13 protein-coding genes and 2 tRNA genes are annotated in these 12,406 nt (G+C 62.7%); 8 read left to right on the top strand and 7 right to left on the bottom strand.

Annotation, left to right across the window (positions count from 1 at the left end):
* Positions 1–247 (bottom strand): TrmH family RNA methyltransferase (locus BN1143_RS21475; RefSeq protein WP_042052177.1); only part of this gene is annotated, 247 nt, incomplete at its 3' end.
* Positions 248–442: 195 nt separating this feature from the next.
* Here BN1143_RS21475 and aceK point away from each other — a divergent pair.
* Positions 443–2,170, top strand: coding sequence for a bifunctional isocitrate dehydrogenase kinase/phosphatase (aceK, locus tag BN1143_RS21470; RefSeq protein WP_042052175.1), 1,728 nt, complete (start codon positions 443–445; stop codon positions 2,168–2,170).
* A gap of 110 nt (positions 2,171–2,280) precedes the next feature.
* Here aceK and BN1143_RS21465 read toward each other — a convergent pair whose 3' ends face one another.
* Complete coding sequence (locus BN1143_RS21465) at positions 2,281–2,679, bottom strand: META domain-containing protein (RefSeq protein ID WP_010633332.1); 399 nt, start codon at positions 2,677–2,679, stop codon at positions 2,281–2,283.
* Positions 2,680–2,851: 172 nt separating this feature from the next.
* On the opposite strand from BN1143_RS21465, the gene BN1143_RS21460 reads away from it, so the two are divergent.
* Complete coding sequence (locus BN1143_RS21460) at positions 2,852–3,328, top strand: hypothetical protein (RefSeq protein ID WP_042052173.1); 477 nt, start codon at positions 2,852–2,854, stop codon at positions 3,326–3,328.
* Between the two features lie 5 nt (positions 3,329–3,333).
* Here BN1143_RS21460 and BN1143_RS21455 read toward each other — a convergent pair whose 3' ends face one another.
* Positions 3,334–3,813 carry a putative 4-hydroxy-4-methyl-2-oxoglutarate aldolase gene (locus tag BN1143_RS21455; protein WP_042052180.1) on the bottom strand — a complete coding sequence of 160 codons (480 nt, stop codon included), beginning with the start codon at positions 3,811–3,813 and terminating at the stop codon, positions 3,334–3,336.
* 42 nt (positions 3,814–3,855) lie between these two features.
* Entirely contained in the window at positions 3,856–4,272 is a 417-nt protein-coding gene (locus tag BN1143_RS21450; protein WP_042009062.1) for a DUF3293 domain-containing protein, read from the bottom strand.
* Positions 4,273–4,648: 376 nt separating this feature from the next.
* On the opposite strand from BN1143_RS21450, the gene arcA reads away from it, so the two are divergent.
* On the top strand, positions 4,649–5,368 hold the full coding sequence (gene arcA, locus BN1143_RS21445; protein WP_010633329.1) for a two-component system response regulator ArcA: 720 nt from the start codon (positions 4,649–4,651) through the stop codon (positions 5,366–5,368).
* 144 nt (positions 5,369–5,512) lie between these two features.
* On the opposite strand, the gene BN1143_RS21440 is transcribed toward arcA, so the two are convergent.
* Together BN1143_RS21440 and BN1143_RS21435 are read right to left on the bottom strand one after the other, a co-directional pair.
* A tRNA-Gly gene (locus BN1143_RS21440) sits at positions 5,513–5,587 on the bottom strand.
* A gap of 93 nt (positions 5,588–5,680) precedes the next feature.
* Positions 5,681–5,754, bottom strand: a tRNA-Gly gene (locus BN1143_RS21435).
* A 201-nt stretch (positions 5,755–5,955) separates the two neighbouring features.
* Between BN1143_RS21435 and cydD the strand changes: the two genes are divergently transcribed.
* From cydD to BN1143_RS21415, 4 genes are all read left to right on the top strand, one after another.
* A complete protein-coding gene (gene cydD / locus BN1143_RS21430) occupies positions 5,956–7,725 on the top strand; it encodes a heme ABC transporter permease/ATP-binding protein CydD (RefSeq protein WP_042052172.1) in 1,770 nt (589 codons plus the stop codon).
* Positions 7,718–9,463 carry a heme ABC transporter ATP-binding protein/permease CydC gene (cydC, locus tag BN1143_RS21425; RefSeq protein ID WP_042052171.1) on the top strand — a complete coding sequence of 582 codons (1,746 nt, stop codon included), beginning with the start codon at positions 7,718–7,720 and terminating at the stop codon, positions 9,461–9,463. Before cydD ends, cydC begins: the two co-directional genes overlap by 8 nt.
* Before the next feature lie 214 nt (positions 9,464–9,677).
* On the top strand, positions 9,678–10,049 hold the full coding sequence (gene rcsF, locus BN1143_RS21420; protein ID WP_010633326.1) for an Rcs stress response system protein RcsF: 372 nt from the start codon (positions 9,678–9,680) through the stop codon (positions 10,047–10,049).
* Between the two features lie 21 nt (positions 10,050–10,070).
* A complete protein-coding gene (locus BN1143_RS21415; RefSeq protein WP_042052170.1) occupies positions 10,071–10,463 on the top strand; it encodes a DUF488 domain-containing protein in 393 nt (130 codons plus the stop codon).
* A gap of 70 nt (positions 10,464–10,533) precedes the next feature.
* On the opposite strand, the gene BN1143_RS21410 is transcribed toward BN1143_RS21415, so the two are convergent.
* A complete protein-coding gene (locus BN1143_RS21410; RefSeq protein WP_042052169.1) occupies positions 10,534–11,514 on the bottom strand; it encodes an NAD-dependent epimerase/dehydratase family protein in 981 nt (326 codons plus the stop codon).
* A gap of 243 nt (positions 11,515–11,757) precedes the next feature.
* On the opposite strand from BN1143_RS21410, the gene tsaA reads away from it, so the two are divergent.
* Positions 11,758–12,406: tRNA (N6-threonylcarbamoyladenosine(37)-N6)-methyltransferase TrmO (gene tsaA, locus BN1143_RS21405; RefSeq protein WP_042052168.1), on the top strand; the 649-nt coding region annotated here is incomplete at its 3' end.

Genomic DNA, 12,406 nt, shown 5'->3' with positions numbered 1-12,406 from the left:
CGCGCTGGCGGGCAGTGGTGGCCACCACCAGATCCATGTCGGCCAGCGCCTCCTCCAGGGTGTCGAACGCCTCGGCCTGGGTCAGGATCTCCTGCGCACCGTGGGCCACCCAGCTAGCCTCCTCCTCTTCGTGCACCCGGCTTGCCACCAGTCGCATGGCATCAAAGCCCATGGTTTTCATGGCGCGGGCGGCGGCGCCCACGTTGGCAGGGCGGGCGGGGGCCACCAGCACAAAATAGAGTTTCATCGGGTCTTCTCCTGGGCAGGGCCGAACGTGCAAACCACAGCGGAACGTCGGCAAAACAGGGGCGCAATCTACCGTTTTCACCCGAAAATTGCCACTTGAACAGACGTTTGAATGTTGCCATAGTGGCCTGGAATGTGGACAAATTGCAGCCAATCCCAGGCGCCATCGGCCCGACAGATCACAAGGAAGAGAGAGATGCAGCAGCCATTGGAACAGGCCGTCGCCGAGACGATTCTGCAACGCTTCGAGTCGTTTTACAGCCGGTTTCTCGAAATCACCCAGGGCAGCAAGAGCCGTTTTGAAAACAGCGACTGGCTGGGGGTGCAGCTGGCGGGGCGCGAGCGCATCCGCCTCTATGATCACCACGTGGGGGCGACTGCTGGCTCCATTCGCCAGATGATGGGAGAACACCACGCCACCCAGGAGCTGCTCAAGCGGGTCAAGGGGGCCTTCAGCGACCTGCTGCCCAAGTGCGAGAACTTCGAGGTGGCGGAATCCTTCTTCAACTCCGTCTACCGCCGCATCTTTCGCCATCGCAACATCCGCGACGAGAACCTCTACATCCACCCCTTCGTCAGCCGCGGTGACAAGCCCGATCTGAGCGCGTTGCTGCGCATCTATCGCACCGATCTCGCCCACCTGCCGCAGACCCTGAGCCAGCTGCTGGGAGATTACAGCTTCACTCTACCCTATGAGGACAAACAGCGGGATATTGTCGATATCCATCGTCATCTTGCCGAGAACGGCCCGCATATTCTGCACGATGAGCCTTTCGCCATCGAACTATTGAGAGAGGTCTTCTACCGCAACAAGGGGGCCTATCTAGTGGGGCTGATCCGGGCAAGGGAGCAGGTCTTTCCCTTCATCCTGCCCCTGCTCAGCACCGGCCAGAGCATCTATGTGGATACCGTCATCTTCGAGCCGGATCTCGCCTCCATCGTGTTCGGCTTCGCCCGCGCCTACTTCATGGTCTATGCCCCGGTGCCGGCGCTGTTCGTCGCCTTCTTGCGCCAGATCATGCCCCACAAGCCGGACTACGAGATCTACAACGCTATCGGCTGCCAGAAGCACGGCAAGACCGAGCTCTACCGCCACTATCAGCACCATCTGGCCCAGAGCCGCGAGCAGTTCGTCATCGCGCTGGGCATCAAGGGAATGGTGATGAGCGTGTTCACCCTCCCCTCCTATGACGTGGTGTTCAAGGTGATAAAGGACGAGTTCACGCCCCCCAAGGACGTGAGCCACGAGCAGGTGAAGGCGAAGTACCGGCTGGTAAAGCAGCACGACCGGGTGGGCCGCATGGCCGATACCCAGGAGTTCACCAACTTCGAATTTCCCCTCGATCGCATCTCGCCGGAGCTGCTGGCCGAACTCAAGGCGGTAGCCCCCTCGGCGCTCACCATCACCGCCGACAAGCTGGTGATCAAGCACCTCTACACAGAGCGCAAGATGATCCCGCTCAACCTCTATCTGGACAAGGCGGACGAGCAGCAGACCCGGCTCGCGCTGGAGGAGTACGGCAACGCCATCAAGCAGCTCGCGGCGGCCAATATCTTCCCGGGGGACATGCTGTTCAAGAACTTCGGGGTCACCCGCCACGGCCGGGTGGTGTTCTACGACTATGACGAGATCTGCTACATGACGGAGTGCAACTTCCGCCAGATCCCGCCACCGCGCTACCCAGAGGACGAGTGGAGCGCCGAGCCCTGGTATTCGGTCGCCCCCAACGACATCTTCCCCGAGGAGTTCGCCACCTTCCTGCTGCAAAAGCCGCAGGTGCGCGAGATCATGCTGGCGCTGCACAAGGAGATGTTCGACGCCAACTACTGGAAGATGCTGCAGAGCAACATCAAGGAGGGGGTGTTCGAGGATGTCTATCCCTACCGGCGCAAGAAGCGTTTCAAGTTCCAGCGCGGCGGCTAATCGATCCACGCCCCGTTGCAAAAGGGAGTGCAAATAGCAAAAGGGACGCCGTGGCGTCCCTTTCTGCATCCGGCTGCGTGCGCTACGACAGCCTCTGACAAAAACGTCAGTTACTTGGCGGCAGGCATGGCGTCGAAGGTGAGCAGTGCCGCCTTGTTGGCGTCGCTCAACACCAGCTGCTGGCCGCTGATCTGGAAGCTCGCCACTTTCTCCAGCGTCTGCAGGTAGAGCATCTCCTTGCCGGCCAGCTCGCCCATGCACATCATGCGGGTCGATCCCATGGGGCCCAGCGCCAGCACGCCGTCACCCTGCTGGGTGATGCTGCCGAAATAGCGGTTGCAGCCGCCTTTGCCCGCCACCTTGTCACCGGCGACTTGCAGGGTAAAGGTGTCGCCGCTCGCCCCTTGCAGTTGCCAGGTGGAGGCTTGCAGTTGCGTCAGTTTGGAACCAGTGGCCATGGCGCAGCCCCCCAGGGCCAGCGCGGCCAGCAGAGTCAGTTTCTTGTTCATGGATTCACCTCTCGATATCAGCGAAATAGGGGAAGAAACAGGATGATGGGGGCCTGTTTATCATGAGAGCGGAGCAAATCAAAACTGTTTTATTGTGATCGGGGTTCCCTTTACTAACAGCTGGCATGTGCCATGCTTGTATTCCTGTTCCGGACCCAGGGAGGGGAAAAGAATGGTCAAATCATCCGTCATCGCACTCGTCTCATGCCTCAGCCTTACCGCCCAGGCCGCCGACTGGGATTTCCTCAAGAACGACGCCGACAGCCAGCTCTACGTCAAAAGCTACTCAGGCGTGCTGCTCGGCAGTCAGACTCATCACAACGACAGTTTCGATCTCTGGCTCATCAATACCGGCTATCAATATCCGCTGCACGATGGCGTCAGCCTCTACATGGAAGCGGGCCCTGCCATCGGCCCCAGCAGCGAGCAATCCGGCTACAACCTGAGCTCGGGGGTGCGCTACCAGCTCTCCCCCATGCTCAACATCGGCAGCCAGCTCAAACAGCTGGAGGTGAACAAGCCCAGCACCCTGCTGGAGCTCAACACCAGCCTGCTGCTGACCCCGCAACTGGCCATCACCGCCAACTACGGCGTCAGCGCCTTTCGCACCGAACAATCCCTCAGTGTCGGGGTCGGCTTCAACTTCTAACGGATTCAGATAAGCCGGGTGGCGCTCACCAGCACGCCGTTGAGATCGGCGTAGACGTAGTCACCCGGATGTATGGTCACCCCGGCAAACGACACCACCGCATCCAGCTCACCCAGCCCCCGCTTCTCGGTCTTGACCGGGCAGGGCGCCAGCGCCTTGACCCCCAACGCCAGCGTCGCCAGCGTGCCCACGTCGCGCACGGCGCCGTAGATCACGATTCCTTCCCAGCCCTGCTCCGCCGCCTTGATCGCCAGCTGATCGCCGAGCAGGGCGCGGCGCAGGGAGCCACCGCCATCGATCACCATCACCCGCCCCTGCCCGGGCCGGTTGACCAGCTCCCGCACCAGGCTATTGTCCTCGTAACAGGAGAGAGTGACCGCCTGGCCGTGAAACAGCACCTTGCCACCAAAATTTTGAAACAGCGGCTCCGCCACCTGCAGAGCATCGCCATACTCGTCACAGAGATCGGGCAGTAGATCCAGCATCATAAGTCTCCTTCCATGGACATGAATTCGCTCATTCTTTCATCAAGCAGAGCCCCTGACAATCCAGTGGGATTCAATTCTGCCCAGGTGGTGTGGCTCCCCTGCCAGCAACACCGGCAGCAGCCAGAGCTCCCCCTGTTCCACCCAATAGATGGCATTCTGACCAAAACGGGCTGCCAGTTGGATAGCCTCGCTGCGCGGGCAGGCCAGCAGCAGCGACGACTCCTGCCATGTTTCATCCAGCGAACTGCCCCGGCAAGGTCCCATCACCTGCCAACGAGGAACCGCCGCAATGGCCCGCCACAGGGCCCGCTGACGGCGGGTATTGCGACGCATTCCCAGCTGGCGACTGGCCGGATTCCAGGCCGTCACTATGGCGTAAGCAGGCCATTTCGGCGCCGAAAAGGGTGCAATAAAGCAGATTTTTCTGTAGTTTTCCCACAAATTCATGTCAACCACATGTTACATTCCATTACATTTTATAGGGGCGAAAATGGGGGCAACCCCAAGTATCATGCTGTGAACTCAGGGTTTGACCTATATCAAACCAGAGTTAAAAAGTTGCTATCTGACGGCAAAGAGTGTTGTTATGCGCCTGTTAACTGATAAAATGCAGCCACTTTTGTAATGGACTACCTTTCCAGGCTTCTCTCGATCAGACTTATTGAGAGCCTATGTGTGGCACAGGGATGTTTGCCAACGCTGATGCCAAATTCGCGATAATCCGACCTGATATTCATACCCAGGATGACGTAATTAATTTTCAGGACCGGTCGGGTAACGCCAAAGAGTGTTAAAATTTAGATAATTAACTGATAAGAATCTGGGAATACTCATGCAAACACCACACATTCTGATCGTCGAAGACGAACTGGTCACTCGCAATACCCTGAAAAGCATCTTCGAGGCAGAGGGCTATATCGTGCTCGAAGCCAACAATGGCGACGAAATGCATCAGGCCCTGACTGCCCACACCATCAACCTGGTGATCATGGACATCAACCTGCCGGGCAAGAATGGCCTGCTGCTGGCTCGTGAGCTGCGTGAAGACGACAACATCGCCCTGATGTTCCTGACCGGTCGCGACAACGAAGTGGACAAGATCCTGGGTCTGGAAATCGGCGCCGACGATTACATCACCAAGCCGTTCAACCCCCGCGAGCTGACCATCCGTGCCCGCAACCTGCTGAGCCGCACCATGAACGTGGCCGCCGGTGGCGAAGAGAAGAAGCTGGTGGAGCGTTACCTGTTCAACGGCTGGGCACTGGACATCAACAGCCGCGCCCTGGTCAGCCCGGCTGGCGACATGTTCAAGCTGCCGCGCTCCGAGTTCCGCGCCATGCTGCACTTCTGCGAAAACCCGGGCCAGATCCAGACCCGCGCCGAGCTGCTCAAGAAGATGACCGGCCGTGAGCTCAAGCCCCACGACCGTACCGTGGATGTCACCATCCGCCGTATCCGCAAGCACTTCGAGAGTGTCAACGACACCCCCGAGATCATCGCCACCATCCACGGTGAAGGCTATCGCTTCTGCGGCGAGCTCGAGCAGGAGTAATCCTCCCTCCTCCCGAGTTGAAAAGGCGCCGATGGCGCCTTTTTCATTGCTGCTTCTTTCAAGAGTGCCGGTCAGGCAGTGAGCCTCGCCCAGAAACGGATAACAAAAAGCCCACTCGCAGGAGTGGGCTTTTTGCATCAAGGCTGGAGCGGGCAGCGGGAATCGAACCCGCATCATCAGCTTGGAAGGCTGAGGTAATAGCCATTATACGATGCCCGCCTGGCATCAAAACTTGCTTGGTGTGATGGGAAACCCCACGACAGACAGCCGTTTCGGCTGAGGTGACAACGGCCTTGGCCATTATCAGGAATTTGGAGCGGGTGATGGGAATCGAACCCACGTATGCAGCTTGGGAAGCTACCGTTCTACCATTGAACTACACCCGCGTCAGGGCCTCTACTATATGCATTTTGCCGCCGAGCGCAATCACCCCGATACGGTTTTTTACCATAAATCAATCTGTTCGACCAACTAATGAGCAGCAAGCCGCTTTTTCCATCAATCGTTTTCACCGGCCGGAATTTACAAGGTTGCCAAGCCTGGGGGGCGAGGATAGTCTTGCGCCACTCGACGCGAGGATGGTGGTAATGGATAAAAAAACGCAAAAACGACTCTATGGCTGGTTGCGCAATCAATCGAGCCACGGCCGGCGCTGGATCGGCCTCTCCATCGGCTTTGGCCTGGGGCAGGGCATCCTGATGGTGGCGCAGGCCTGGCTGCTGGCCACCCTGCTGCACGGCTTCATCATCGAAGACGCCACCCCGGCGGGATCCATTCCCCTCTTCATTACCCTGCTGCTGGTCACCCTCGGCAAGGCGGGGCTGGCCTATGGCCGCGAGGTGGCCAGCTTCAAGGCCGGCAGCGCGGTGCGCCAGGCCATCCGCGAGCTGGTGCTCACCCGCCTCGGCCGGTTGGGACCGGCCTACATCCAGCGTCGACCGGCCGGCAGCTGGGCCAGCCTGCTGCTGGAACAGATTGAAAACATGCAGGACTTCTTCTCCCGCTACCTGCCGCAGATGGCAATTGCCGTGTTCATTCCGGTGGTGATCCTGGTGGCCGTATTCCCGGTCAACTGGGCCGCTGGCCTCATTCTGCTGGGCACGGCGCCCCTCATTCCGCTGTTCATGATCCTGGTGGGGGTCGGCGCCGCCGATGCCAACCGCCGCAACTTCCAGGCACTGGCCCGTCTCTCCGGCCACTTCCTCGATCGCCTGAAGGGGCTGCGCACCCTGCAGCTCTTCATGCGCACTCAGGCGGAAGGGGATGCCATTCGCGATGCGTCGGAAGATTTTCGCGAACGCACCATGGAGGTGCTGCGCCTTGCCTTCCTCAGCACCGCCGTGCTGGAGTTTTTCGCCGCCCTCTCGGTGGCGTTGGTGGCCGTCTACTTCGGTTTCTCCTATATCGATCACCTGAACTTCGGCCACTATGGCACCAAAGTGACCCTCTTTACCGGCCTGTTCGTGCTGTTTCTCGCTCCCGAGTTCTACGCCCCGCTGCGCGAGCTCGGCGCCCACTACCACGCCAAGGCGCAGGCCATCGGCGCCGCCGAACAGCTGCTGGAGTTCCTCGAAGCCGAGGTGACGGAACCCGCCTCAGGCCATGCGCCCTTCCATGCCGACGCCCCCATCCAGGTAGAAGCCAAAAGCCTTGAAGTGCTGAGCGCCGAGGGCAAGGTGCTGGTCGGCCCCATCGACTTCACCCTGGAAGCGGGTTCACGCACCGCCCTCATCGGCATCAGCGGCGCCGGCAAGAGCTCGCTGGTCAACGCCCTGCTCGGCTTTGCCCCCTATCGCGGCGAGCTCAAGGTCAACGGCCAGGAGCTGGCCAGCCTCGACATGAGCCAGTGGCGCAGGCAGCTGGGCTGGCTCTCCCAGAACCCGCAGCTGTTCCACGCCTCGCTGCGCGACAACCTGCTGCTGGCCAAGCCCGCCGCCAGTGACGACGAACTGGAAGAGGCCCTGAAACGGGCCCAGGCATGGGAGTTCGCCATGGAGAAGGGGCTCGACTATGCGGTGGGAGATCAGGCCGGCGGCCTCTCGGTCGGCCAAGCCCAGCGTCTGGCGCTGGCCCGTACCCTGCTCAAGTCCACCCAGCTGATGGTGCTGGACGAACCGACCGCCAGCCTGGATCGCCACTCCGAGCGAGCCATCATGACCACGCTGGAGCAAGTCATCGCCAACCAGACCCTGCTGATGATCACCCACCGCCTCGATCAGCTCACCAAGATGGACCAGATCCTGGTGCTGGAGCGTGGCAAACTGGTGGAGCAAGGCAACTTCCAGCAACTCAGTACCGCGCAGGGGCCGTTCGCCCGCCTGCTCTCCCAACGTAACGAGGGTTCTCTCGATGACTGATCTCTTGCCGTTTCTGCGCCTCTATCGCCAGCACTGGCTCAGCCTCTCCCTCGGTCTGCTGCTGGCACTGGTCACCCTGGCGGCCGGGATGGGACTGCTGTCGCTCTCCGGCTGGTTCCTCTCCGCCGCCGCCGTGGCGGGGCTGACGGCGGCCAGTCGCGACACCTTCAACTACATGACGCCGGCCGGCGGGGTACGCTTCTTCTCCATCATCCGTACCGCCGGCCGCTGGGGTGAGCGAGTGGTGAGCCACGACGCCACCTTCCGGGTACTGACCCGGCTGCGGGTCTGGTTCTGGCAAAAGCTCTCTCCGCTCTCCACCGGTGCCCTGGCAGGCTTTCGCCAGGCGGACCTGCTCAACCGGCTGGTGGCCGACATCGACGCCATGGACCACGTCTACCTGCGGCTGGTCACCCCCATCGGGGCGGCCCTGCTCAGCACTGCCGGTCTGGTGCTCTTTCTCTCCTTCTTTGACAGCGAGCTGGCCCTCACCCTGGGTGCCATCCTGCTGTTTGGCATGATTGCCCTGCCGCTGGTGTTCTATTTCCTCGGTCGCAAGCCCGGACAGGCGCTGATAGCGGAAAAATCGAGCCTGCGTACCCGTCTGGTGGACTATCTGGACGGCCAGGCCGAGCTGCAGATGTTTGCCGCCGCCCCCCGGGCGCGCGACGAGCTGCAGCAGGCCGAGCAAGCGCTGATCCAGGCCCAGGCCCGCATGGCCCGGGTGAGCGGGCTTGCCAACGGCTCGGTGCAACTGCTGAGCGGCTGGACCCTGACCCTGATGCTGTGGCTGGCCGGCCACGGGGTGGCAGGCGCCGCGCCGGATCCCATCACGGCGCTGATGGTGTTCGCCACCCTGGCCAGCTTCGAGGCGCTGATGCCGCTGGCCGGTGCCTTCCAGCACCTCTCCACCAGCCTCACCTCGGCCCGCCGCCTCAACGAGATCCTGCAAGAGGCCAAGGCCCCCGAGTGGGGCCACGAAGAGCGCCACGCGCAACAGGGGGCGCTGCAGATAAGCGACCTCTATTTCAGCTACCCAGGCAACCCGCAGCCGGTGCTGCGCGGCTGCACCCTGCAGTTGCAGGCCGGCGAGAAGCTGGCGCTGCTGGGCCAGACCGGCTGTGGCAAGTCCACTCTGATGGGACTGCTGACCCGCGAATGGCACCCGCAGGCCGGCAAGATCCTGCTCGATGGCAAGCCGCTCACCGACTACAGCGAAGGGGCGCTGCGCGCCTCTCTCTCGGTGGTGAGCCAGCGGGTGCACCTGTTTGCCGATACCCTGCGCGGCAACCTCAAGCTGGCCGCCCCCCATGCCAGTGACGAGCAGCTGGTGCAAGTGCTGACCCAGGTCGGCCTTGCCAATCTGCTGGAAGATGACAACGGCCACAGCGACAGCGGGCTCGATGCCTGGCTGGGGGATGGCGGCCGGCCGCTCTCCGGTGGCGAGCGCCGCCGCATCGGCATCGCCCGCGCCCTGCTGCACGATGCGCCGCTCTGGCTGCTGGATGAGCCGACCGAGGGGCTCGACAGTCAGACCGAGCGGGAGATCATGGATCTGCTGTTCAAGCTGGGGGCGGATCGCACCCTGCTGCTCATCTCCCACCGTTTGCTGGGGCTGGAACAGATGGACCGAATAGCCCTGATGGAAGAGGGGCAGATCCGCCTCTGCGCCCCCCATCAGACGCTGCTGGCGGACGACTACTACCGCAGCCTGCATCAGCGGCTAGCGCCGGCCTGATGAGCAACGAGAGAGGGGCGCCCGGTGCGCCCCTCTCTCATGACACCAGGCCAGTCATCTTTGCCGGCGGCGTGAAGCTGCACAGGCAACACACAGCCGGCTCCTGGTCACACCCCGTCCATACGGCTAAAAATGGGGCTGGTCGCCACCGTCGACTGGCCCCTATAATGGCCCCTTCGTTATTCCACAAGATGCCGACACAAGATACGAGACGATGAAACGCCTGATCCTGATGATGCCCCTGATTGCCTCCGGCTGCGCCGACTTTGCCTTCAACAGCAATCTGGACAAAGAGAACTTCGACGAGTACTTCAAGCCGGGCAGCGTTCAGATCTATGAACAGGGCCAGCTGGCCGATCTCAACTACCTCTACCTCGGCACCGTCGAAGGGGAGTCCTGCCAGAGCGATGCCAAGCAACCGATCCCCAACGCCGGCGAGGCCCGCACCCTGGCCCGCCGCCGCGTGGCCGACATGGGCGGCAACGGCGTCACCTTCGACAAGTGCGCCGAATTCAGCGACACCCCGGGCTGCCTGAAGCAGGTGATCTGCTACGGTCAGGCGCTGAAAGTCGCCACCGAGAAATAAGCGCAACTGCAAGGAGCCTGCATGGCACTGGCCATCGTTCGCCTCGGCACACCCCGTCTGCCCGACGAGGGACTGCGGATCGGCACAGTGCGCCGCCCGCCCCGCGGCGTGCCCAAAACCGAGTTTGCCAGCCAGGATTGGTACGACGTCTGGTTCCCCAATCTCGCCCCCAGCAACGACACCATGAAGCTGGGCCAGGCTGCCGAAACGCCCGCCCAGTGGAGCGCCTTCAGCAAACAGTACAAGGCGGAGCTGGCGACCCCCGCCGCCAGGCACGATCTGGCGCTGCTGGCCGCCCTCTCCCACACCACCAACCTGTCGGTGGGCTGCTACTGCGAGCAGGAGTCCCGCTGTCATCGCGCCATCTTGCGCGAGCTGCTGGCCGCCGCCGGCGCCGCCATGCGCGCCGAGTAACGCAGCTCACATCAGACAGAAAAGGGCATCTCTCGATGCCCTTTTGCTTTGCTGCCGCACTTGCCGGCCCCTAGCGGACCAGCTGACGCAGCCGCGCCTCCTGCTCGGCTGTGATGCCGGCGGCCACCACGGCGTCCGGCGCGCCGACCAGCCACTCGGCCACATCCGCCACCGTCTCCTCCAGCGGCCGAAAGTTGAGGCCCTGCACGATGGCCGCCTCGGCGCTTATGCGGCCATAACCGGCATACTCGGGCTGCGCATTGGGCAACAGGGTCGGGTAGCTCTGCCAGGGCTCCACCCCGGCGGCCAGCAGCGCGGGCCAGGGCGCCCATTCGGGCAGGATCGGGGTCGCGGGGGCCAGCCTGGCGGCCAGGCGATCCACCCAGTCGCTCAGCGCGATACCGGGTTTGACCAGATTGAAGATGCCGCTCAATTGCTGCTCGGCGGCCCGCAGCACGAACTCGGCGCAGTCGCGCACGTCCAGATATTGCAACCGATCTTCCCCCTGCCCCGGCAGCAGCCAGGGGCCGCCTCGCTGCGCCCGCGTGATCCACCAGGCCAGTCGACCGGTGGGGTCATGAGGGCCGCACAAGACGCCCGGGCGCAAGATGCAGAGCCGCTCGCCCCAGCGGGCACGATAGGTCGCCTCGCACAGCACCTTGAGGGTGCCGTAATCTTCCGGCAGCTCCCCCTCGGCAATCTCGTGCAGCGGCGCCGACTCGTCCTGTCCGGGTTGGGCGAAGTCGCGATAGACACTGATGGTGGAGATGAAGATCAGCCGCTCGCAGCGCCCGAGCAGGGCGGCCGAGAGGCTCGCCGCCTGTTCGGGACGATAGCAGCAGGTATCGATGGCCAGATCCCAGCCATCCTGATGATGATGCAGCGGGGTCAGGTCCTGATCCCTGTCCCCCTGCAGCTGGGTGAGTTCGCGCCAGTCCGGATGCTGGCGCCGGCCGCGATTGAACAAGGTCACCTCGTGGCCCCAGTCCAGCGCCAGTGAGGCGAGATGGCGACCCAGAAATCCGGTGCCGCCGATGATCAGCAGTTTCATCCCTGTCTCTCCTGTGCGGCGCGGCCCATCCTCGATGGCCACGCCGGTTGTGCCGGCCCGCCCTGCCGACGGACCTTTCACTCTTCCTGCGCCCACCCTACGCAAGTTGGCGGCGCGATACAGCCTTCGGGCGGCCGGGATGGGAGCGGGATCACGGCAAACGGAGAGCCACCGGCTGGCGGGCAAGCCTGCGTTTTAAGGGCTGCTGTGCTACATTGCCGGGGTTTTCAGTCAGGATCCGCCATGAAGTTCGAAATCGACACCCTGGGTATCATCCGCTCTCCCTACAAGGAGAAGTTCGCCATCCCGCGCCAGCCCGGTCTGGTCAAATCGGCCCGCGCCCGCCTCGAGCTGCTGCCCCCCTACGATCAGCCGGACGTGCTGCGCGGCATCGAGCAGTTCTCCCACCTCTGGCTCAGCTTCGTGTTTCACCAGACCATGGCGCAGGGCTGGCACCCGACCGTGCGCCCACCGCGCCTGGGCGGCAACGAGCGGGTCGGGGTGTTTGCCACCCGCTCCACCTTTCGTCCCAACCCGCTCGGCCTCTCGGTGGTCGAACTGCACGGGGTCGGCCGTGAGCGCGGCAAGCTGTGGCTGGAGCTGGGGGCGGTGGACCTGCTCGATGGCACCCCCATCGTCGACATCAAGCCCTATGTTCCCTATGCCGACAGCCTGCCGGATGCCCGCGGCGGTTTCGCCCCCCATGCCCCCACCCCGCCGCTGGCGGTGAGTTTCAGCCCCGAGGCGGAGCAGCAGCTGCAACCCTGGCTCAAGGCCCACCCCGAGCTGCGCCTGCTGGTGAGCGAAGTGCTGGCCCAGGATCCCCGCCCTGCCTACAAAAAGGGCAAGCCGGATGACAAGGAGTACGGCGTCAGGCTGTTTGACTGCAACG

Origin of the sequence: Aeromonas dhakensis (assembly GCF_000820305.1) — a bacterium.
GTDB classification, from domain to species: Bacteria; Pseudomonadota; Gammaproteobacteria; order Enterobacterales; family Aeromonadaceae; genus Aeromonas; species Aeromonas dhakensis.
Note: the sequence above shows the minus strand (reverse complement) of the source record. Positions and strands in the feature narration are given on the sequence as shown.